The organism is Moorella glycerini (assembly GCF_009735625.1).
In the GTDB taxonomy this organism is placed as follows: Bacteria; Bacillota; DSM-521; order Neomoorellales; family Neomoorellaceae; genus Neomoorella; species Neomoorella glycerini.
The window spans coordinates 2,739,978-2,760,757 of record NZ_CP046244.1 but is presented as its reverse complement, the minus strand read 5'-3'; the positions used below and the strand labels follow the sequence as shown (position 1 = coordinate 2,760,757).

Annotated in this window: 24 protein-coding genes and 3 pseudogenes; 10 read left to right on the top strand and 17 right to left on the bottom strand. The window is 53.4% G+C overall.

Annotation, left to right across the window (positions count from 1 at the left end; translation table 11 throughout):
* Nucleotides 1-42 precede the first annotated feature (42 nt).
* From MGLY_RS13750 to MGLY_RS13735, 4 genes are all read left to right on the top strand, one after another.
* On the top strand, nucleotides 43-396 hold the full coding sequence (locus MGLY_RS13750) for a type II toxin-antitoxin system RelE/ParE family toxin (RefSeq protein WP_246187337.1): 354 nt from the start codon (nucleotides 43-45) through the stop codon (nucleotides 394-396).
* Nucleotides 393-662, top strand: a complete 270-nt coding sequence (locus MGLY_RS13745) for a helix-turn-helix transcriptional regulator (RefSeq protein ID WP_156274699.1) — start codon at nucleotides 393-395, stop codon at nucleotides 660-662. Before MGLY_RS13750 ends, MGLY_RS13745 begins: the two co-directional genes overlap by 4 nt.
* Nucleotides 663-834: 172 nt before the next feature.
* Nucleotides 835-1,095: a type II toxin-antitoxin system Phd/YefM family antitoxin gene (locus tag MGLY_RS13740; RefSeq protein ID WP_156274697.1), complete on the top strand. Its 261-nt coding sequence runs from the start codon at nucleotides 835-837 to the stop codon at nucleotides 1,093-1,095.
* Nucleotides 1,095-1,520 (top strand): type II toxin-antitoxin system VapC family toxin, encoded by a 426-nt coding sequence (locus tag MGLY_RS13735; protein ID WP_156274695.1) that lies wholly within the window; start codon nucleotides 1,095-1,097, stop codon nucleotides 1,518-1,520. The genes MGLY_RS13740 and MGLY_RS13735 overlap by 1 nt, the downstream gene beginning before the upstream one ends.
* 28 nt (nucleotides 1,521-1,548) lie before the next feature.
* Here the strand turns inward: MGLY_RS13735 and MGLY_RS13730 are convergent, their stop codons facing one another.
* The 9 genes from MGLY_RS13730 to MGLY_RS13690 all read right to left on the bottom strand — a co-directional run bounded on the left by MGLY_RS13730 (nucleotide 1,549) and on the right by MGLY_RS13690 (nucleotide 11,263).
* Nucleotides 1,549-2,613 carry a hypothetical protein gene (locus tag MGLY_RS13730; RefSeq protein WP_170291091.1) on the bottom strand — a complete coding sequence of 355 codons (1,065 nt, stop codon included), beginning with the start codon at nucleotides 2,611-2,613 and terminating at the stop codon, nucleotides 1,549-1,551.
* 14 nt (nucleotides 2,614-2,627) lie between these two features.
* Nucleotides 2,628-4,085 carry a hypothetical protein gene (locus MGLY_RS13725; protein ID WP_156274693.1) on the bottom strand — a complete coding sequence of 486 codons (1,458 nt, stop codon included), beginning with the start codon at nucleotides 4,083-4,085 and terminating at the stop codon, nucleotides 2,628-2,630.
* 32 nt (nucleotides 4,086-4,117) lie between these two features.
* On the bottom strand, nucleotides 4,118-4,666 hold the full coding sequence (locus MGLY_RS13720; RefSeq protein ID WP_156274691.1) for a metal-dependent hydrolase: 549 nt from the start codon (nucleotides 4,664-4,666) through the stop codon (nucleotides 4,118-4,120).
* 1 nt (nucleotide 4,667) lies between these two features.
* Complete coding sequence (locus tag MGLY_RS13715; RefSeq protein ID WP_156274689.1) at nucleotides 4,668-5,915, bottom strand: ATP-binding protein; 1,248 nt, start codon at nucleotides 5,913-5,915, stop codon at nucleotides 4,668-4,670.
* Nucleotides 5,908-8,331 carry an ATP-binding protein gene (locus MGLY_RS13710; protein WP_156274687.1) on the bottom strand — a complete coding sequence of 808 codons (2,424 nt, stop codon included), beginning with the start codon at nucleotides 8,329-8,331 and terminating at the stop codon, nucleotides 5,908-5,910. Before MGLY_RS13710 ends, MGLY_RS13715 begins: the two co-directional genes overlap by 8 nt.
* On the bottom strand, nucleotides 8,328-8,714 hold the full coding sequence (locus MGLY_RS13705; RefSeq protein ID WP_156274685.1) for a TcpE family conjugal transfer membrane protein: 387 nt from the start codon (nucleotides 8,712-8,714) through the stop codon (nucleotides 8,328-8,330). The genes MGLY_RS13710 and MGLY_RS13705 overlap by 4 nt, the downstream gene beginning before the upstream one ends.
* A 65-nt stretch (nucleotides 8,715-8,779) precedes the next feature.
* Entirely contained in the window at nucleotides 8,780-9,115 is a 336-nt protein-coding gene (locus tag MGLY_RS13700; RefSeq protein WP_156274683.1) for a hypothetical protein, read from the bottom strand.
* 43 nt (nucleotides 9,116-9,158) lie between these two features.
* Nucleotides 9,159-9,896 carry a conjugal transfer protein gene (locus MGLY_RS13695; RefSeq protein ID WP_156274681.1) on the bottom strand — a complete coding sequence of 246 codons (738 nt, stop codon included), beginning with the start codon at nucleotides 9,894-9,896 and terminating at the stop codon, nucleotides 9,159-9,161.
* Between the two features lie 185 nt (nucleotides 9,897-10,081).
* Nucleotides 10,082-11,263, bottom strand: coding sequence for a hypothetical protein (locus MGLY_RS13690; RefSeq protein ID WP_156274679.1), 1,182 nt, complete (start codon nucleotides 11,261-11,263; stop codon nucleotides 10,082-10,084).
* 137 nt (nucleotides 11,264-11,400) lie between these two features.
* On the opposite strand from MGLY_RS13690, the gene MGLY_RS13685 reads away from it, so the two are divergent.
* Nucleotides 11,401-11,994, top strand: a complete 594-nt coding sequence (locus MGLY_RS13685; RefSeq protein ID WP_156274677.1) for a hypothetical protein — start codon at nucleotides 11,401-11,403, stop codon at nucleotides 11,992-11,994.
* 379 nt (nucleotides 11,995-12,373) lie between these two features.
* On the opposite strand, the gene MGLY_RS13680 is transcribed toward MGLY_RS13685, so the two are convergent.
* The 3 genes from MGLY_RS13680 to MGLY_RS13670 all read right to left on the bottom strand — a co-directional run bounded on the left by MGLY_RS13680 (nucleotide 12,374) and on the right by MGLY_RS13670 (nucleotide 13,828).
* Nucleotides 12,374-13,117 carry a hypothetical protein gene (locus MGLY_RS13680; protein WP_156274675.1) on the bottom strand — a complete coding sequence of 248 codons (744 nt, stop codon included), beginning with the start codon at nucleotides 13,115-13,117 and terminating at the stop codon, nucleotides 12,374-12,376.
* A gap of 84 nt (nucleotides 13,118-13,201) precedes the next feature.
* Nucleotides 13,202-13,402 carry a hypothetical protein gene (locus MGLY_RS13675; protein WP_156274673.1) on the bottom strand — a complete coding sequence of 67 codons (201 nt, stop codon included), beginning with the start codon at nucleotides 13,400-13,402 and terminating at the stop codon, nucleotides 13,202-13,204.
* 222 nt (nucleotides 13,403-13,624) lie between these two features.
* Nucleotides 13,625-13,828: a helix-turn-helix transcriptional regulator gene (locus MGLY_RS13670; protein WP_156274671.1), complete on the bottom strand. Its 204-nt coding sequence runs from the start codon at nucleotides 13,826-13,828 to the stop codon at nucleotides 13,625-13,627.
* Nucleotides 13,829-13,946: 118 nt separating this feature from the next.
* On the opposite strand from MGLY_RS13670, the gene MGLY_RS13665 reads away from it, so the two are divergent.
* Nucleotides 13,947-14,261 (top strand): helix-turn-helix domain-containing protein, encoded by a 315-nt coding sequence (locus MGLY_RS13665; RefSeq protein ID WP_246187336.1) that lies wholly within the window; start codon nucleotides 13,947-13,949, stop codon nucleotides 14,259-14,261.
* A gap of 28 nt (nucleotides 14,262-14,289) precedes the next feature.
* Here MGLY_RS13665 and MGLY_RS13660 read toward each other — a convergent pair.
* Both MGLY_RS13660 and MGLY_RS18885 read right to left on the bottom strand, forming a co-directional pair.
* Nucleotides 14,290-14,799: pseudogene (locus tag MGLY_RS13660) on the bottom strand (tyrosine-type recombinase/integrase).
* Complete coding sequence (locus MGLY_RS18885) at nucleotides 14,763-15,131, bottom strand: phage integrase N-terminal SAM-like domain-containing protein (RefSeq protein ID WP_422880117.1); 369 nt, start codon at nucleotides 15,129-15,131, stop codon at nucleotides 14,763-14,765. The pseudogene MGLY_RS13660 and the gene MGLY_RS18885 overlap by 37 nt, the downstream one beginning before the upstream one ends.
* Before the next feature lie 182 nt (nucleotides 15,132-15,313).
* On the opposite strand from MGLY_RS18885, the pseudogene MGLY_RS13645 reads away from it, so the two are divergent.
* Nucleotides 15,314-15,679: pseudogene (locus tag MGLY_RS13645) on the top strand (ClpP family protease); the annotation flags it as partial.
* A gap of 13 nt (nucleotides 15,680-15,692) precedes the next feature.
* Nucleotides 15,693-15,929: a YlzJ-like family protein gene (locus MGLY_RS13640; RefSeq protein ID WP_156274661.1), complete on the top strand. Its 237-nt coding sequence runs from the start codon at nucleotides 15,693-15,695 to the stop codon at nucleotides 15,927-15,929.
* A 55-nt stretch (nucleotides 15,930-15,984) separates the two neighbouring features.
* Here MGLY_RS13640 and MGLY_RS13635 read toward each other — a convergent pair whose 3' ends face one another.
* Nucleotides 15,985-16,257: a hypothetical protein gene (locus tag MGLY_RS13635; RefSeq protein ID WP_156274659.1), complete on the bottom strand. Its 273-nt coding sequence runs from the start codon at nucleotides 16,255-16,257 to the stop codon at nucleotides 15,985-15,987.
* A 50-nt stretch (nucleotides 16,258-16,307) separates the two neighbouring features.
* Here MGLY_RS13635 and MGLY_RS13630 point away from each other — a divergent pair.
* Together MGLY_RS13630 and MGLY_RS13625 are read left to right on the top strand one after the other, a co-directional pair.
* Nucleotides 16,308-16,757, top strand: a pseudogene (locus tag MGLY_RS13630) (IS4 family transposase); the annotation flags it as partial.
* A gap of 119 nt (nucleotides 16,758-16,876) precedes the next feature.
* Complete coding sequence (locus MGLY_RS13625) at nucleotides 16,877-18,223, top strand: IS1380 family transposase (protein ID WP_156271486.1); 1,347 nt, start codon at nucleotides 16,877-16,879, stop codon at nucleotides 18,221-18,223.
* Between the two features lie 793 nt (nucleotides 18,224-19,016).
* Here the strand turns inward: MGLY_RS13625 and arsB are convergent.
* Both arsB and MGLY_RS13615 read right to left on the bottom strand, forming a co-directional pair.
* A complete protein-coding gene (arsB, locus tag MGLY_RS13620; protein WP_156274657.1) occupies nucleotides 19,017-20,090 on the bottom strand; it encodes an ACR3 family arsenite efflux transporter in 1,074 nt (357 codons plus the stop codon).
* A 200-nt stretch (nucleotides 20,091-20,290) separates the two neighbouring features.
* Nucleotides 20,291-20,665: an ArsR/SmtB family transcription factor gene (locus MGLY_RS13615; RefSeq protein ID WP_156274655.1), complete on the bottom strand. Its 375-nt coding sequence runs from the start codon at nucleotides 20,663-20,665 to the stop codon at nucleotides 20,291-20,293.
* Between the last annotated feature and the right edge of the window lie 115 nt (nucleotides 20,666-20,780).

Below are 20,780 nucleotides of genomic sequence, written 5' to 3'. Positions count from 1 at the left end.
ACAATATATAACACATATGTTATATCAATTGAGGATTGTTTTATGCTGTGGGAAATCGAGTTATACGAAAGCGCTTCGGGCAACCAGCCGGTGGTTGACTTTATCGCGACGCTAAAACCCGGCGAGCAAGCGAAAATAGCCCGGGCCATTGACCTTCTTAAAGAGTATGGCCCTTCAATCGGGATGCCCTATGTCCGGCATATGGCCGACGACCTCTGGGAATTACGGGTTCCCTTCGGAGGCCAAGCGTTCAGGTTATTATTTTTCATCTCGGGTAACACTTTGGTCGTAGTCCATGCTTTTTCCAAGAAAACCTCAAAAGCACCACAAAAGGAACTTAAAACTGCTCTTGCCAGGATGAAGGATTACAAGCAAAGGACGGGTGGAGTTAAATGAAGTGGGAGGAATTCAAAAACAAACTGATGAAGGAACCAGCCTTTCGCCACGCCTATGATGACCTGGAACCGGAATACCAACTCGTCAAGTCTATCATTGAACAACGAAAACTCAAAGGCATCAGCCAGGCTGAACTGGCGCGTAAAGTAGGAACGCGCCAATCAGCCATTGCCAGATTGGAAAGCGGAACCTATAATCCCTCCCTTCGTTTCTTAAAAAAGGTCGCCAGGGCGCTAGACGCCAAGATCGAAATCAAGCTCAAGTAGTTCTGAACTACCCCTCCCTAACCCCTCCGTGGTTAGGGAGGGGCTTCCGTAGGATTTCCCCCCTAAGTTGCGCGTTTTCTTTGGAATGACATTTAGCCATTTTTATTCTCCTTGCTGCACTTGCTTTTTCTATAAAATGGTCATATAATATGGTTAGTAGAGGTGACTAGTTATGATGTCTCTAAACGTAACCCAGGCAAAAGAGTCTTTTCTTGATTTAATTAGAAGGGTAGAGGGTTGGGAAAGCGTAATTCTGGAGAAAAGAGGGAAACCGGTGGCCGCTCTCCTTCCTTATGAAGAATACGCCAACCTAAGCCGCATCAAAAATTACCTTGCTATGCAGGAGATTTCTGAGGCCATGAAGGATTCGGGGATAACCGCAGAGGAAATTTTCCAGGCTTCGCGGCAGGAACTCGAAGCGAGGGAAAAATAATGGACGCTGTAGTTGATGCAAGCGCCATCCTTTGCGCTTATTTCCCCGACGAGCTTTCCTCCAAGGCTAAAAAATTAATGCTGGACTATGCTTTGGGCCGAACCAATCTTTTTGGTCCAAGACTGCTGGCTCTTGAACTTATTAATGCGTGCCTGGTAGCCTCCAGACGCCGCAGGATCAACGATGAAGTTTTCATTAAAACGGCTAAGGAAATTACCGCCCTACAGATCGCCTGGATAGATGTCGAACAAGAGGCTGAGAGGATTTTTTCTTTAAGCCGCAAGTACCAGATAAGCGCTTACGATACAGCCTATATCGCGGCGGCGCAAATAAAGGGATGTGAACTTTTCACCGCGGACCAAAGGTTGCATAACGCCGTAAAAAAAGACCTAAAGTTTGTCCGTTTATTAAGTGAGTACCCCTGATTAAGTAGTTTAAAACAGCAGGCGCGTTTTAGCGCTCCTGCTGCTTTTTGTTTGCTACCGGCATACCGGAATGGCGGAGCGACCCGCCGTCCGTTTTATGGGAGGCGGCAGCTGGTTCGGCGGCAAAGGTTTCCTGGGACCGGTGGATAGCTTGAGAAGCAGGGGCTTCTTGCCCGCTAGGGGGAACTGGCTGTACCTGTATTGCTGGTTTAGCCGGAGTAACAGTGGTACCTGCCATACCGGCAACCGCAACAGGCCGCTGTGCTTCCCCGGACGCAGGCGGCGCCTTCCGGTTGGTTACAACGGGTCGGGGATCAAGCCTGGCTGGCACCGGTGCCTGTTTAACTGTATCCAAGGTTTGTACCTGTTCGGGGGCTATGGCCCCATCTCTTGCCGCCGGCGGCAAATTGCCGGTTTCCCTACCCCCTTCCAGGCGCACTCCCCCTGCAGGCCTGCCGGCTGCCGGGCCGGCCATAGCCTGCACCTCTTTCTTTGCCGCCAAAGCGGCCGGCGGCCCCGCGGCAGCTACTCCTGCCGTTCCGCTGGTAGCAACGGCGGGTGCATTGCCACTAGCGGCTGCTTTCCTGGCTGCGTTGACCCCCCTGGGCACCGCCGCCGCCGTATCCAGGCCGGTTCCAGGGGCATTGTCTTTGTTTACCATGATGAAGCCGGTTTCCTCATGTCCGTCGCCCAGTTCTTTGAAGGGATAACCCTGGGGCGGCCGTCCTTCCCAGGCTTCTGGCTCCGGTTCGATATCTATGGTGACCGGGCCTCCGGGTGGCAGCTGCTTGGCGTTGGAAGGCCGGGGCGGTGGGGGCGGCATCTGCTCCCATACGCCGCCTAAAGCAGCGTCTTTGTGATCATCATCAGGGGGGCCTCCCCCCGTCCCCCTGTTATGCCTGGCGATCCACCAGTCGCTGATCATGTCGGCCAGGCCCAGGCGGCGGGCCAGGGCGGCGTTAGCCTGGATAATGCGTTCGGTTGCCTTTTCATGATACGTCGAGGCGCCTTCCTGGACGCTTTCCATGATGAGGTTTAAAAACTTTTTGCGGAAGAAAGCGGCCGCCAGGAATATGGCAGCTTGCAGGATCATGGCTAATCCCAACATCAGCCAATCACCGCCTTCGTAAAGCTGGTGGCCACTACCAGGACCAGGGACAGGTAGACGCCATAAATGAGCTTAACAGAGAAGAAGCCGATCAAGGTGCGGAAGTAGCGGCCGGCCAGGGTCCAACCGGTTTCCGGGATCATTAGAGCGAATAACGCCAGGGGCAGCATCAGCAGCAGGGCCGCCAGGACGGCCTGGCAGACGATGATGCTGAGGCCTACCAGGCCGATCAATATGGCAAACCCGATGGTCGGCAGGAGGGTCAGCAGGGCCGTTTCAATATGGTTTTGGGTATTGGCGGGGTTGAAACCGATCATGGTACCGGGATGAAGGCCGTGGTCGATGTCTTCCCTAACTACCAACAGGTAACGTTTATTCGGCCGACCCAGTATATCGGCCACGGCGTCCCGGGCGTCGCCGCCACAGCCCAGGAACAAGGTGTCGATGCGCATACCCGGCTGGATCTTGGCCAGGCTTTCGGCCGGGAAGGAACTTTTATCCATTTTGTCGTATTCATCCTGGGTGAGCTTGAGCTTGCTTTCGTCGGCCGTGCCGAACATGGTTACAGCCCAGGGCCGGGTGATGATTGTATTCCAGGCCGTTTGCCCGGCGACCACCAGGCCCCGGTCGATTGGATTGCTGATGTTTACATTCTGGCCCTTAACGGTATAGCTGCTGATGGTGCCCAGGAACAGGCCGGCGGTGCTATCGGTGAACCGGGTGAAGTCGCCGATCAGTTTTTCGGCGTTGGCGGTAAAAAAGAAAACGCCCCCTACGCCTAAAAGGGCAATTAAGAGCGCCCCCAGAACGGAAACGGCCTGGCCGCGTAAGAGCTTAAAGACGCTGTAAATCAGTAGCAGGCTCATGCCTAATATGAGCAAAACCGGCGCCAGCTGGTTCTGGGGGTTAGTGAAGATATCGGCCACACCCCGGGACACCCACGGGATCATGCCGCTGACGATATCGGTGTGAAAAGCCAGCACCATGACGTTGATGGAAGTTCGAGTTATAGATTTACTCAGAGAAAATATTAAATTGGCGATCATGTCGCCGATGGCGCTGGTGGCATACTGGGCGGTCGGCACCATGCCCAGGTATTTATCCGGTGCGTAGTGGTAAAAAACGTATCTGCCCAGGGGCCAGTTCTCCCAGATGGCGTTTTCGGGCCTGGCGATTTCTGCCAGGCCGGCAGCGGCCGCCCCGGCGCCTACGGTCAGGAGCCCGAAAGGTCCGACTGCGGTGACGGCCGTAGCCGTCGTAGCCGGGTTCAGAAAGGTGATGCTGGCGATATTGAACATCTGTCCTTCAATTGCCTTTTCGGCTTCGATGTCGCCCTGGAGGTTCCAATCTTTGGCCGGTTGATCGCCGATGCCCGCCAGAGCGGCGGGCATCAAAACATTGAAGGCAAGTAAAAGGGTTAAAAGTACCATGCACAATTTTTCAAGATGTTTAGCCATTTAGAGGTTCTGCGCCTCCTTTCGAAAGGAAGTCAATGTAATAAAACCGGTACATATTTCCATGCAGCTATCAAGAAGATTGCCATGGCTGCCAGGCCGAGAACCCTATCCAATATTCCTCCCGTTTCCACTAACGGTACGCGCATACGCTCCTGCCAGGGGTAAAGCAGAGGTATACCAGAAGGTGTCAACAAGTCTTCCGCCAGGTGGATGCCGTAGCCAGTAAGAAAAGGCGCCTCCGGCCAGCCCAGCCCCTTTACCGCTAGCCAGGCCAACACCAGGCCCAACAGTGAATGCGTTATCCCCCGGTGGGGAAGAAACGCCAGCGCCACAAAGGTGATCCCTACCGGTAGCAACAAAGAAAGCCTGGTCTGATGCCAGACTCCCAGTATCGTAATCCCTACTAACCCCCGACCTATCCGGCCAAAGGGAACTCCGGTAACCTTGCGGCTTATCATACTACCCGGCTGGTCTATATCCGGAAGCAAGGCTCCCAGGGCGGCCAGTCCCAGCCCTGGCAAATTCATGCCGAGCAGGGAAAACGCCGCCAAGCCGCTGAAGAGGTGCGTGCTGCCCCGCATTTTAACCCTTCCCCCTTAATTCGTCGATGGCTTCCATCAGGTAAGCGCAGTCGATCCTGGCCCGGACGCGGGAGGCCGCCAGGGCGGCCATGTCGCAGATGGCCTTGATATCAGCGGCGGAAGCTCCTTCCGTCCTGGCCACCACAGTCTGGTAGTCGGCTTCGTTTAATTCGGTGGGCCTGTTCCGGAGGTAAACCTCAAAGAGCTGCCGCCGGGCGCGGGCGCCAGGCAGGGGCAGCTCGATTTTCTGGTCCAGGCGTCCCGGCCGCATCAGGGCCTCATCCAGCACGTCGGTGCGGTTGGTGGCGGCAATGATGAAGATCCCTTCCCGGCTGGCAAAACCGTCTAGTTCACCCAGGAGAAGCTGCAGAAGGATGTCCGAGGCGCGGTTCAAGTTGCTGTCGTCGCGGCGGCGGCCGATGGCGTCGATCTCGTCGAAAAAGATCACGGCAGGCCGGTGACGGCGGGCGTGGGCGAAGAGGTTGCGCAAATTGGCCTCGCTGGTGCCGACGTAACGCCCGATAAGAGAAGAGGCGTTAACGGCGTAGAAGGAGCAGCCGAAGTACCTGGCCGCCGCCCGGGCGAAACTCGTTTTGCCGGTGCCGGGAGGGCCGTAGAGCAGGATTCCCCGCGGCAATTCCAGGTTGTACTCCCGGATCTTTTCCGGCTGTTTTAATGGTAGTTCCAGGGCCGTTTTAATGGCGTCAACTGCTTTATCCAGACCGATGAGGCCGTCGAAGGCCCTGGGGTCCGGGCGCCGGGGCGGCAGGTATTCCACCCCAGGTGGTGGTCCTGCGGTGGAAGCTTCTTTTTCCTGGTTGTTGCCCTGGCTGGCTTCCTGGTAAGCCTGGTAAGTCTGCCGGTAACTATGCTGGTAGGCTCTCTTACCATTTATCGCCTGCCTGAAGGCGTGCCAGCCGCCGCTAAAGGCTTCGCTGTATATCTTTAAGGCGCGGCTGGCGAAACGGTAGATAACCTGGGCTGCGTACCAGAGCCCCAGGAGCATGGTCAACAGCTCGAATTCGGAGCCCCTGGCTGGGAAATAGCGGATAAAGGCGTAGGTAATGATAAAGGCGATGAGGCTGACCAGGGCGTTTTTTATGTACTGGCGCTTTTTGTAATTGGCCGCCACCTCGGCCAGGAGGACGAGGACGCCCACCGTCAGGGCGGCGTCAAAGGCGACCCTGCTTAAGTTCTGGGCCGCCACCGCCTGGCGGAAATCGAGGATAATACCCTTAAGCTCAACCACTTTTTGTTACCTCCCCTTCCTTGCCTGGCGTGGTATCGAACACCTGCAAGAGGTATTCCGGCCGGGGGTCGATGTATACCTGGCCGATACGGCCCAGGGCGTCCTTCATGAGGCACCAGCCGCTCTCCAGGGAACGGAAGAGATTGGCCAGGCCGGCCCCTTTCTTCCCTTCCTCTTCTTCTACATCGGCGCCCAACAGCTCTATATTACTACGTATCTCGCTTTTATCCTGCGCCCGGAAGCATAGTACGTAGCTGACGTTGTTTTTAATCGTCTGAATGCCGGCCACGTCGCTGGCGTTCTGGGTGGCCAGGATGGGGATGGCGTTATAGCTTCTGGCCCCCATGCGGATCAGTTCGTCCAGCAGGCGGGCGCCTTCAGAGATGCCGGCCAGCATCCAAACCTCATCAAAAATCTGACCTTTTATGATATGTGCCGGTAGGGAGAAGGCCACCTCCCTGGCCATGGCCGCCGCCAGGTAGAGCATACCTAAGCCCTGGCGCTCGCTTTCGGTAATCCGGCCGGCCAGGAGGTTCTGGGCGGTGCGTGGCAGAGGCAGGCCCTGAAGGCTGACCACCGTGACCGGGGCGATCTCGTTTTCCTTTTCCTTGCCGAATACCAGGTGGCCCAGGGAACCGTCCCGGAGGGATTCTAAAAGCAGGGCGCACTGGCCGGCCTCCCGGGCAACCTGGGGATGGGCCTTCTCCCTGGCCATCCGGTTCAATTCTTCCAGGCAGGCCTGGAGGTTGCGCTCGGCCGGCGGCCTGGTAGCTACTCTCTCCACCGCCTGGGATACGGCCACCCGGCGCACGTCGTTGTCGTCACGAAGGTTTAAAGCAATGCTTAAAAAGTCCAGGGCAATCCCCTTGGCGCGGCGCTCGTCGGCAGCCAGCATGAAGGGGTTCAATTCCCGGTCGCCGCCAGGAGAAAGGTCTATACGCTTGATAGGAAACAGGCGCTCGTATGCTCGATATTCGTTCTTTTTGGGGTCGATGACGAACAACACGCCGCCGGCTAGGCGGATGAAATAGCCCATGGTCTTGATGGTCATACTCTTACCCCCGCCCAGTCCGCCGGTGATAAAGACGGCGTTGGAACGGCCCAATTCCCGGGCGGCGTAGCCAGGCCGCCACCAGACCGGGGCGGCTCCTGACCAACCCAGGAAAAAACCCTTACCGTCGCCCGTTTCCAAAGAGATATGGGGACCGGCGGCGGCGATGAAGCCGGGGTCGCACTCGATTAACGACGCGGCCGGCGGGGCGCCGGGCAGGAAGGAGTACAGGCACTTGATCTGGTCGCCTACCGGCCGGACGGCGCGGTAGCCGGAAGAGGTGTGCCTTTCTATCGTCTTTGCCGCAGTGGCCCGGACTTCTTTCAGGTCTTTACCGGCCACGGCCAGGGTGACGGCTATGGCCGCTAAGGGCTGGCCGGCCTGGATTTTGCTTTCCAGGAAGCGTCCCTCGGTCAGGCCGTATTCTTCGTCTAAGCTTGGTTCATCCCGGCCCCGTAAAGCTTCTTCAATCTGGCCTCTCAGAAAGCGCCTCCGGCTTTCTGTTGCCTTTTTAGCCTTGAAGGGCCGGGTAATCCGGAAATGGACCACGGCATCAATGGCCGCTTCGTTGATATCTAGGCTGGCCAGCCATTCGGCTCCTATCTCCGGTATGCTTTTGGGCAGATCGGGAAAGGTGATGAAAACCTGGTAATGGGTTTCGTCACTGCCTTCGGTGATGGCGATGTAACTTGGGTGTTCTTCCAAAAGGCAGCCGTCGCTGAAGGCGCTGATCAGGGCCGGGGTGAAGCGGCCGGCGTTGCGGGACGGCAGGGGCGGCGAGAGAATCCCTACCCGCCGTGTGTTGCGGCGGATGATGAAATCCAGATCGCCGAAATCGGCGCGGCCGGCGGTGATGTTCCGGATGCGGTGGTATAATTCTTTTTCCGCTTCCAGGGCCTCCTGCAGGCGCCGGGGCGAGAGCAACCACTTTTCCGACCGCAGGAAAGTCCCCACGGCCAGGTCGCGGGCTTCAGCCAGCAGGGTTTTGATATCATCCAGCTGGGGTTCCAGGCGCAGCTGCAAGACCAGGTAACGGCGCCGGCGGCGGGCGCCGTAGCTTAAAGCCTGGCGCACGGACCGGGCGTGGCGGGAGGCCTCCAGGGCCACTTCCCGGGGAAGATCGTAAGAAACGCCGGCAGCTGCCAAATAACCGCCTTCGTCCAGACGCAATTCCTCGCAGAGCAGGAGGATCTGGCCCTTACCCTCATAGCCGTAAAAGACCTCTTCCAGGCGTTTGATAACTATTTGCCTTTCCGCCAAGGGCAGGTGGTTGTAGGCCTCGCCTTTGAGGCGGTAGACGGCGTATGCTTCGCCCTGGTTGTTGAAGACGATGTTGTTCTTAAAGGCGATGAGAGGGAATTTCACTTGTCGTCTACCTCCATTACTTCCCACTCCAGGCGTTGGCGCCGGCGGCGGGCGATGGCCCGGCCGGAGTAGTCGGTGGTTTTGGGCCTGGCCACGTATTCAACCAGGCCCAGGATAAACAGGGGCAAGAACTTGCCCTGGGGATCGGACTGGGATAGCAACCCGGCCGCCGCCCCGGCGGCGATTATCGCCCCGATCCAGGGGTGGGCCGGGTACAGCAGGCGGCCCAAAGGCCAGAGAGGCAAGTAGAGTACCGCGAACATGGCCAGGGTTTCCAGGGATAGCCCCCGCGGCAGGGTGCGGTCGCCGATGTTATGGATCTTGAACCTGATGTGGAATAGCGACTTATAACTTTTGAAAAGGCGTGTTTCTTGTTTCTCCATAATAGCAGCCACCTCAAAAAAAGAGGCAGCCCGCGTAAAGGCTGCCTTATCCTCAATAAGTTAGTTCAGGGTGATGAGCTGGTACTGCCGCCAAATAACGCGACAACTGCTTTGCCAATACTATCCATAACCCCCGGCGTAGTTATTGCGATTAAAACTGCGCCGATAACAATTATGACTATCATAGCCGCTACTTGATTTTTAAAGAAAGCCCACATAGCACCTACAAGGACACCGATCATGACCAATATCTTGGCCAAATCCAGAATACTCTGGGCACCGGCCTTGAGGTCGTAGGCGTAAGCGATAGACGGGGCCAGGACGACGCCGGCGAAAACCAAAGTAGCTAGAAGCGCGGGTCCCAAGCGCACTAGAAAGGGAAAATAGCGGTTGAAACGCAAGGTCCATCAACTCCTTTTGGGAAGTAAAATTATTAAGGCCGCGTCACTGCGGCTGGGCGCTCAGGTCCTCTACCAGATAGCTCCCCCTTTCTATCTTGATTTTAAGAAAAATTCTTTGCACTAGGCGCCCGGCTCCGGGCGCGGATATCGTTGCCCGGACGCAGGCCCTGGCGGGATTGGCGCTGTTGTCTACAAGCACTTCTTCGACACTCTCCAGCTTCCAGCCGCCAACGGCGGTTACCGAGGCGCCCGGCGCCAGGAAGTTTACCAGGGACCCTCCGGTATAATAGAGGTTTAGGAACTGGTTGATGAAGGTTATAAATGGTTGGGAGGCGCTTTCGTTATACCCAGGTTCTTTAATCACCCCTTCCCCCTGATTGTTGGCGATAATCACCGGGAGGCCGGCGGCTTGGGCTTGGTTTTCTTTTACCTGCACCGGCACTTCTACCTTGAGCAGGTAATCCCTCCAGACCGGGATCGCTTTCTGCTGGTCCCACGTCCCGCCCTGCTTCCACCGCAAGAGGTCTTCCTGGGTTACAGGGACGTTGACCGGGGCATCGGCCTGGGCTTCGGCCGGGGTGACCGGCACCAGCCGGCGCAGGTGCAGCAGGACCTGCACCCGGTACTGCGGCTCTCGGCCGGTTACCGATACGACTGAGGCGGAAACCACCTCCTGGATGCCGTCCGGGAGGGTAAAACTGCCGGCGTTTTTAAAGAAGGCTCCCAGGCGGCGGTTGTAATCGTCAGGACTGCCGTTCCAAGTGGCCCATTCTACGGCCAGCGCCCGGGCGACTTCCCGGGCGCTATTGATGGCCTGTTCTTGATTGCGGGTAATGGCGTTAGCAGCAATCTTGCCGGCGGCCAGGCGGACGATGTTGGCGCTACGGATCGATAAAAAGGCGCCGCCGAACAGCAGCAGCCAGAAGAGGCCTCCGGCCAGCCAGCGGTATAACAGCTTCCTTTCCGTTAGAAAACACCCCCTTCCCCGATCACATCCCTGGTGATGTCCAGGGTGTTGTTAAACCCTTCACGGGTTAGATAGTTACGCAAGCTGAAATATTGGTCTTTCAGGTTGCCCTTTTCATCCCGGACCAGGACCCGGCTACCGGAAAGCCAGCAGTAGCGGCCGTCCATTTCTGCCGCTTCTTTTTCGGTCCAGCCTTCCAGGCGCCAGGTTTCTATATGTGCGCTGGATGGATCGGCTATTGCCTGCAGCAAACCCGGCACGGTGTCCATAAGAGCACCGGAAACCGTAACTTTTATTATCTTGCCGTATTTATCTCTTTCGGCCTGCACCAGGGCGTACATGGCGGCCGGTCCCTCTTCTTCAGGAGTGCCGCTGCCGGGATGGATAACCTCCATAAAGGAGTCCAGGTTATTGCGGACAAGGGGGGCTTTTTCGATATAGGAGTTGTTATAACCGAGAAGCCCCTCATAGAACTGCCACCCCCCTACCCCGGCCCGCAGGTCGTTAGCGGCGGCGTTGTCTTTAGTGACCACCCATTTGTCGTTCCAGGCTTTGGCCAGTTCAGCCTGCATTCTAGTTGCCAGGCTGCGGCCGGCGTCGTCGGTTGGGCTGGTGATCGCGCCAGCTATCTTGGCTACTTCTCCGGGGGCCAACCTCCTATCCTGGGGGATGCCAGCTGCCTCCCGCAGGCCGGCCAGGACATCCACTAGGTCGGTTGCCTGGCTGAGGTTGAATTTGACGATGTGATCGGTGGTGACGGTCTTGCCGAAGGCGTACCAGGGGGGCGTTTCTATCGGGTAATCGGTAATCTCGACTTTGTGGGCCTCGATCACCTCCTCTTTTTGCCCCGGCCAGGCCTGGTACGGCCCTTCTACGGCTACCGTTTTATTGATGGCTCCGGCCAGGCCGTCGCCGATCTGATAGTTGACCGGCGCCACCAGGTGAAACTTGCGGGAGTCCACCAGCTGCCAGCCGCTGTTGGGCTCGTAGACGTAGATGGAGCCGAAGATGACGGCCAGGTTGCGCTGGGGGTCGAAAGTTACTACCTTGCCAAAAACGCGGGCCTGCTTGTAGTAGACGCCGTTTGGGTCTTGATAGGGTTGGGCGGCGGCCGGAAATATGGGAACTCCGGTGATAAGGAGCGCAAGTAATAACGGAACGAGTAGCATGGGTTTACGCATAAGGAAAACCTCCTTGGACATTAGGGTAACGAGAAAGGGAAAATAGATATAAAAAACGAATATACAAAAGAAAACCCCTGCTACAAACCTCCTCAATAAAAGCCGGTTGCAGGTTACATGGAAAGGAGACCTGACAGATGGATATAGGCTCGATTTTAAAGGAGATCTTTAATCTCCTTAAATATCCCCCCAGAATTTTATTGGTTATAATGGTTCTTATAATTACCAGGCACTTCGATCCAGATTCGTTCACAGCAGCTTTGGCCCCCATTCAGGGTTCAATTCCCGTTGCCCTTAATATACTAAAAGTTATTACTCTCGCTACAGCCATATACGGTATGATAGGAGGTATTCTCACCCTCTGCTGCTGGATGCTAGAATTAGTGGGAATTTTCCTGGACCGGTACCAGATTAACGTGACTCTCCCCCCTGGATGGCATTATCGGACAATTAACGATATCATCCTATATGGTTTTTCTTGGATGTGGGTATCGGTATCTCTAATCTATTTTCTCGGCGGAGAAATACAGGTTGCGCTGCTATTTAAGGTCTTTTCCAGCCGCCTCCCTTTTGTTTTCCTTATGCTATTTGTTATCCTTCCTGCCATTGTGAGCGCAGTACTTCTAATCCAGGTGATCTTGGATGAGCTAATAACACCAAGCCCTATTCCTAAACCTATGGAGATTAAAATTGTAGATCCAGTAACCATTAAAAAAACTGAAAACTTATAGCTCCCCTTCTTCCAAAGTATATTAATCTCCATCGCGTTGGTCATTTTCCCATAACCAATAAATGAAATATATAGAAACCCAAGTTAGAAGGACTATACAGCCGACTAAAAAACGATTGGTTGTACCCAACCCGGGAAGCCAAGCCACAAACGCGCCAAGCATCGTACCTGTAATCGAAGTAAGAATAAACCTGGAAGCATATCGCAGCCCCAAATCCCTCTTAGAATCATTTTTATAATACATCCCAGGTGGTGGAAAATCCCAAATGTGTTTTAATAAATTTATCACAGCTTTAAACCTCATAAGCCTCCCGCCCATCTTATAACTAATAAAGCTGGATCCATTCATGTCACCCCTAAAAGAATAACTCTAGCAAATGCTAGAGTTCAGTTTGAGTGGGAAATCCTACAGCTTTTTTGCCGCCGCCTTTGCCTTTCTTGAACCCGCTGGCAACGGGTATATTACCCAGTGTTGATATCATTAACGGCAAGTCTGCCGGCCAGCTGGTGGGCTCTAGGGTACATATGTACTTATTGCGATTTAAGTTTAATTCATACGCACTCCCTGCCCATTTCAGCAGGTCCATACCCGCTACCCTCATCTTTTTAGACATCTCGGCGGCATGTATCGCCTGCTGCTCCATTAGCCATTTGATATCGAGGTCGTATTTAGAAGCACGAGCCATAGATGTCTTTTGCTCCAGTTCCTGTCGCCGCCTTTCCTTTTCTTCTTCACGCTTCATAAATGCCTGCCGGACAGCTTCAGCCAGTTTTTCATCCCCGGCCAGGCCCGGCATTTGCTGCAGGTCTTGCAGGGCTCGCCTTACTCTTGCAACTACAGCTTCACGTTCCTTTTCATCTGCATCTTCCCTGATCAGGCCTGCTAATTGAGCTAGGATAGTCGCCGGGGCTATTGGGTTACCTACTATCACCCTGGCAACCGCCCGGGCAACCTCCTGCCGATCTACCCTGGGAGCCTTGCCGGGGCCACGTTTACCCTGCCCTTTTACTGGAGGCAACCCATGACGCTTGCGCCACTTCCGTTCCGCGTCTGGTGTCCGGTTTTTTCTGTCGGTTTTATCTTCTGATGGGCATACTACGGCTATATAAGGTTGCTCCGGCACTTTTTATCCTCTCCCTGATGCTTCTGTTTTTATCTTGGAAGGATATGGAACACAAATGACGAATATAAACACAATACCTCTGAATTAACTGGCGACAGTTCTTTTTAAGGATTTGTGGTCCGGCTGGGGTAGCCATCCATCGGCTTCCATGCGTTTTAGCAGGAAATTGACTGCCGCATCCCAGTAGTTCGGATCGGGGGGTAGTTCTCCAATAATTTCCCTGTTTATGGTAACCGGCTTTTCTTTTTCCCGTTTTGCTGTAACCTTGAGAAGGTACATTGGCATTTAGAAGTTACCCCCCTATCTTCTGCACTTAAAAAACATATATCCTTAATCGTGTTCTCCTGATTGATGGTCTTGGTTTTTTCCTCTGGATTGTAATCCAGAAGAATTTGTAGGGCCTTGACCATGCGGGTCATATCCGGGTCAAATATTGGGATATACTCTATATCTCGCGGCCATTCTTGCGGTTGCCGTTTGGCCATTTTGAACCCCCCTTATGTACCGCTAGCTCGCGTTATCTTCGTCGAGAAGATCGGAAGTTCTAACACCTAGGGCCAGGGCTATTTTTTGGAGTGTATCAATGCGGGGAATTCGTTTACCGTTTTCTATATTACTTATTGCAGACTGCGGAACTCCAGCTTTTCTTGCCAGCTCAGCTTGACTAAGATTACCCCTTAATTCAATTAAACGTTGAGATAATGTACTCATTGATCTTCCCTCACCGTTCTCAAATATATCTGATTTTGGATATATTGTCAATACGTAATCGGATAATCATCATTAAATTTTCTATGGTACAATCTGAATTAAGATAGCCTAGACTGAGGTGTACATATTGGATATAGGGTTAAGAATTAAGTTTTTTAGAGAGCGTCAAAACTTAAGCATGAATGCGCTTGCTAAAAGATCCGGGGCTTCCCAATCTGCTATAAGTGAAATAGAAAATGGTAAACGTCAACCTACTTTTGAAGTCTTGGAGCGTATCGTAAAGGGGCTTGGCCTCACTTTGGCCGAATTCTTCGCAGAAGAAACCCCTTCCCTTCCCCCTGACCTTCGTCAGCTACTCAGGGAAGCTGAAAGTCTCACACCATCTCAGCGTAAAAAACTGGTAGAGTTCATTAAGAGCATGAAAGGTGAATAGCCGTTGAATTTAAATTGTCCCCGGAAATTCAGGGCATAAATGTTTCCCCCTTCTCAATCGCCTCCTCCAGTTCAGCCGCTTTAGGACGGGTGTAGACCGCCGTCGTATCCAGGCTTTCATGGCCAAGAATGCTGGCCACCTTCACCAGGTCCACGCCAGCGTTAAGGAGATTGGTGGCGCAACTATGGCGCTGGACGTGGGGATGCACGGACTCCAGCGGCAGGCCGGCCTGGTAGGCGTATTTCTTTAGCATCTTTTGGACGGCCCGGCTGGTCATGACGGCCCCATTTTTACTAGGAAACAGCCATTCGACGCCAGGGTGGACCGCCAACCATTCTTTAACAGCAGCACGGGTTTCCGGCCCCAGGGGCACCTCCCGGCGTTTCATTCATTTGCCGCTCCGGACCACCACCTTGCCGTGCCTTTCCCCGATCTCGATATCCTCCAGTTTGAGAGCCACCACCTCCCCGACCCGCAAGCCTGAATTAAGCATCAACCTTATCAGGGCCACATCCCTCGGCTTCCCGCCCCTTTCCACGGCCCGCAACAGGCGGTTCTGTTCCCGCCGGCTGAGGGCCTTCGGCGCCTTTTCCTGCTCTCTACAACAGGCTTTGGAAATTTCAGCGGCTCCTTCACCTCCCCGGTTTCTACCGCCCAGGCCATCCACTTCCTGATCGCCGCCATGCGCCTGTTGATGGTCCCGGGTTTCAACCCCCTGACAGCGAGCAAATGTTGCTGGTAATCGCGCAGGTCAAGGCCGGTAACGGCTTCCGGGGAGAATAAGCCGTTCGTCCCCTCAAACCAGGAGGCAAAATCCTGCAGGTTTTGCAGGTAACCCTTCCCGGTACCGGGAGTGCAACCCTGTTCCATCAGCCATAGATGAAATGCGGCAAAATCGTTTTGCGAACTGTTTTTCATGCGTTATCACCCATAAAAAGGCCCCTTCCCTGGCATGGAAAGGGGCTTTTAGTTCGCATTTGGGGTATTTTGCGTAGTTGTTTTGCGTCTTTCATTTTACCTTTTGTTCTCTTTTTGTTGGCCGCTACTTTGACAGCATCGGCGTGCCCATTGCCGTAGCAGCCAATCATTCTTTCATTGCCGAAACGGCCACCATGACCATCCACCCCATTCGTCTCACCGGCCTGGTCATTGGCGTCCCTCAGACCTATGAATACCTGGACAAAATGCAGGACCGGGTCATCCGTTTTATTGTGGAGCACGCTAATATTTCGGAGCAAGAACTGCGCCGCCTGATGTTACAGACAGGTGAGCTGGCCCGGGATATCGGTACCATACTGGTGGGGAAGGATGCCGTGAAGGTGGGCTTGATTGATGAAGTCGGCGGGCTTTCCCAGGCCGTCCAGAATTTAAAGAAGCTCATTGCCGAAGGCATCCCCGGGCCGGGGAAACTACATTGAGAGGGCGATAATTATGTACATCTACAGCCCCATGCCATGGGAGCTCATCTGGGAGGGGGCAGAGAATTTCTGCCCCCGCCGCCAGGAAATCAAGGTCGGTCACCTGACCCTGGAAATCGAACCCTTAAGTTTCAACCAGGCCCGGGTGGTGCGCCTGATCAGCACCAACCCGGCCGACTACCTGGCCGGTCCCTACCAGCCGGGCGCAATCCTGGAATTTGCTCCCCGGCGTGTCATTAACTTTGCATAGGTTTTATGGAACCCTTGCCTTAGCTGACCAGGTACCACCCGGAAGGAACTATAGCCTACAATCCCGGCGTAAAGCCTTTTTCCCTCAGCCTTTCCAGCATCACTATGGACTCGGCCCCGGTAGCGTGCTCCAGGGGCACCAGGCCGCCGGTACGGCCGCTGATATAATCCCGGCCGTCATGGTTTATCCTCAATACCCGTGCACCAGCCCCGCCTAGACGACGGCGGCTGCCAACTATCCAGCCGTAAGTCTCAGGCCTTTCTTCCGTTTTGTAATTCTTCGATACGGCTTTGCAGTTCGGACAAAAAAGCCGTAAAAAGGTAAGCATAAAATAGCCCCACCTTAGGTGATAGGTGGGGGCTATTTTACGCTTACGAGGAAAAAGATGCCTTAAACGTCTTTGACCGTGGCTACGTTGACTATAAGAAGTTTGACAGGTACTGTGAAGAAGGCATCCGCTTTGCCAGCCGCTTAAAGGGTAATGCCATAGTGGAAGTGATTGCCGACTTGGCGGTAAACTCTAAGAGCAAGGTTAAAAAAGATCAGATGGTTTACCTGGGCAAGGACGGCGTTACTAAAATGAAGCATCCCTTAAGGCTGATAACAACCGAAGATACCCAGGGACAACCAGTAGTAATTGTCACCAATGATTTCGAGCTAAAGGCGGAAGAATTAAGCGAGATTTACCGTAACCGCCGGTAGATAGAACTCTTCTTCAAGTGGATCAAACAACACCTCCAGGTAAAACACTTTTACGGCAAAAGCGAAGAAGCTGTAGAAAACCAGCTCTTTATAGCCCTAATAACCTACTGTTTGATGGTTATTCTCCACCTGAATCCGTGACAACCCAATAACAAAATATCTGGATATGGCTCAAAACCTCGCGAAAAATAAGGTATAATAGGCTGGATGGCAAACGAATCCATGTTCACCTGCGAGGTGCGGCCATGAAATTCATCATTGAACAGTCTGATGAACACCTTACCCCCGTTGCCGGACTGGCTCTGGTGGGGGAAATCATTGATCATACTGCTCTGAAACTCAGGCTAAATAAGACCCGGATACCTGGTGTTTCTTCTCCGGATATTTCTCACGGGGATGTTATCACCTCTTACGTGGGCCTGCTTTGCCAGGGTCGCAGTGATTTTGACCATATTGAGCTTTTTCGGGATGACCCCTTCTTCGCTGCGGCGCTGGGTATTCAGGATGTGCCTTCAAGCCCTACCCTGCGCCAGCGCCTGGATATGATAGCTCATAGTGTACCCTACCAGGAGATTATCCTCGAGGAAACGGCCAGGTTCCTTAAGAAACTTAAGGCACCGGTAACTCCTGTTACCCTGGGTTCCAGGGAACTAAAGCGCCAATATGTCCCTTTGGATATTGATGTTACTCCCTTTGATAATTCAAATTCCAAGAAAGAGGGTGTTTCCAGGACCTATAAGGGCTACGACGGTTATGCGCCTATCTTCGCCTACCTCGGTAGGGAAGGCTACTGCGTCCATACCGAACTGCGGGCCGGGAAACAGCATTGCCAAAAAGGGACGCCGGAGTTCCTGCGACAAGCTCTAACCTTTGCTCGCGCTATCACTTCGCTGCCACTTTTAGTACGGATGGATGGCGGTAATGACAGCCAGGATAATCTCCAGGTCTGTTTGGACCCGGAAATCAAAGCCGATTTTATCATTAAGCGTAACCTGCGCAAGGAAACGCCGGAGGCCTGGCTGGCCATTGCCAAGGAAAATGGTACCGCCACCCTAGAACGGGAGGGAAAAACCGTCTATCGGGGGCACCAGATGGTGAAAATCGAGGGTGCTGACACCCCTGTCCGTCTGGTGTATAAGGTCACCGAGCGGACGATATTACGAAACGGCCAGCTTCTCCTGGTCCCGGAAATTGAGGTCGAAACCTACTGGACCACTTTACCCGACCCGGTGGAGGATATCATTACCCTCTACCACGACCACGGCACCAGTGAGCAATTCCACAGTGAAATCAAAAACGATTTAGACCTGGAACGGCTGCCCAGCGGCAAGTTTGCCACCAATGACCTGGTGCTACACCTGGGTGTTTTCGCCTACAACATTCTAAGGCTTCTGGGGCAGTTTAGCCTCCCGCTAAAGGAGGTACCGCTGCGCAATAAGAAAGCTCAACGCCGGCGGCTGCGTACCGTTATACAAAACCTGATTACCATAGCGTCCCGGCTGGTTCACCACGCCCGGCAGGTCAAATTACGATTTGGGCAGCACAGCCCGTGGTATCCAGCTTTCCGGTACCTATATAAAGCGTTGGCTTAATACAGAACTTCTAGCTCCAGTTAGCTGTATAAGCAGGCTCCAAGCCTCTTAGGACGAGAGGTCTACTTTGTTATTCCCTTATCCAGGGGACCCAAGGTAAGAGTAAATAGCCTTCGTCCACATAATCAACTTTAGACCCAATTCAATGTATCAGCAGATGTTAAATATAACTGTTAATACCATTTACTGTTAGTGCGAGTTCTACCCAGTTGTTATTATCACGGATTCAGGCTCCAGTTAAAAGCCGGTTACCGGGGACCGCTGCTCACCATTAAACGTTTAATCCGTATCTACCTGTATGAACCCTTTACCTTCTTCGTTCAAACCCTGCACCTAAAGCCTAAACGCAGTTCCCGGGGGCGGCGCCGGATGGACCATGAAGGTGTCTATCGGGAAATAGTAAGGCAAGTTCTGGCTGGCGAAGCTGATTATCTTAATGACGTAACCTATGACCCCTTAGTCATTATTAGCAGAAGTAGCTGTCAAGCTTATCCTGGTAACTTTTTTCTGCTGGCAACCTGAAATTAACAGAGATATTAACAGCACACCAGCAATTAATCTTTTCATGCTCATACCCTGCAATAAATAAGAATGGTATTGAAACTTCTGCAAAAAGCTTCAACACCATTCATTAAAATTCCTGCACTTTTTTCTTACATATTATAAATTCTATCCTTGCTTTTTCAGAAATTAGCTTAAAAACCTCCCGGGTCCCTTGCAAATCAATATGTAAAAATGGAGGCGAATGCTTACCGCCTCCCTCTTCCCGTTCATTTCCCGTCTTTTTTCCTGCTTACTTCCTGCTCGGTACCGCTCCATAATACCGCCGCTGGAAGCTTAAGGCCACGTTCACCAGGCCGATCATCACCGGCACTTCAATCAAGGGCCCGATAACCGCCGCGAATGCCTGGCCGGAGTTGATGCCGAAGACGGCAACGGCTACGGCGATGGCCAGTTCAAAGTTGTTGCTGGCGGCCGTAAAGGAAAGGGTCGTGGTCTGCTCGTAGTTGACCCCCAGGCGCATGCTGAGGAAAAAGGAAATCAAGAACATGAGGACAAAGTAACAGATCAGGGGAACGGCTACCCTGACCACATCCATGGGTAACGAGACGATATACTGCCCTTTCAGGGAAAACATGACAACAATGGTAAACAACAGGGCGATTAAAGCCAGGGGGCTGATTTTCGGGACAAAGGTTTTCTCGTACCATTCTTTGCCCCTAGCTGGCATGAGGGTAAAGCGGGTGATAACGCCGGCCAGGAAGGGGATACCCAGGTAAATGGCTACGCTGGTGGCCACCTCGCCGATGGAGACGTGGACTTTCATTCCTTGAAAGCCCAGCCACGCCGGCAGCAGGGTGATGAAAATATAGGCGTAAATTGAATAAAAGATAACCTGGAAGATGGAGTTCAGGGCTACCAGGGCAGCGGCGTACTCGGCATCGCCCCGGGCCAGGCTGTTCCAGACAATGACCATAGCAATGCACCGCGCCAGGCCGATTAAAATGAGGCCGGCCATGTATTCGGGGTAATTGTGTAAAAAGATGATGGCCAGGACAAACATCAGGATGGGGCCGATAATCCAGTTCTGGACGAGGGACAGGGCCATAACTTTTCCATTGTGGAACACCTTGCTCAGTTCTTCATACTTCACCTTGGCCAGCGGCGGATACATCATGACGATCAGGCCGATGGCGATGGGGATGGAGGTTGTGCCCACAGACATTTTATTCAAGGCCTCCGCCACCCCGGGTACGATATAACCCAGAGCTACGCCAAAGGCCATGGCCAGGAAGATCCACAGGGTCAAAAAGCGATCCAGCAGGGATAACCTGGCCACGGACTGATAGTTATTTGCTGGCGCCATTAATTGAATTCCTCCTTCTTACCCTTTCTTTGTTATGCATAACTGGTTGTACCGTCATGGCATAGCCCCTTCGTAGGAAAATACCCTATTATCATGATTGGTTGTGCCTTCCAGGCAGTTGGCCTCAGGGTATAGCCGGTTAGTAAAAGCAAGTAACAGCGTCACCACCTCGTAATACACAACCTTAACCGTTGCCGTCTTTACTTATCCCTCTTCCGGGGCGGGCGGCAGGCAACTTTAGGGTTTTCCAGGAGCTGCTGCAGCTTCTCGTAATCAACCCTAAACTCCTTCTTATCCGCCAGGGGTACATCCAGATAGGCCAGCCAGCCCTGGAGGACTGCGGCCAGTTTTTCTTTATTAAGGTGGTAAAATACCCACTGGCTCACTTTTTCTTCCCAGACCAGGTCAGCTTCTTTCAGGACCCGCAGGTGCTGGGAGATGGCCGGCTGGGTGATGCCCAGGATCTCTTCCAGCTCGCAAACGCACAGTTCCTGTTCGGCCAGCAGGGCAATAATCCGCAGTCGCAAATGCTGGCCCAGGGCTTTAAAGGACTTTTCCCACTCCTTTAAAGTCACCCCCTTCACCTCCTTATATAAGTCATTAATTATATAATATTGGAATTCAGGGGCTTTGTCAATACTATTTAATATTTAAAGCTCACCTTAAGTTTTGCCGGTTGGTCTATATTTT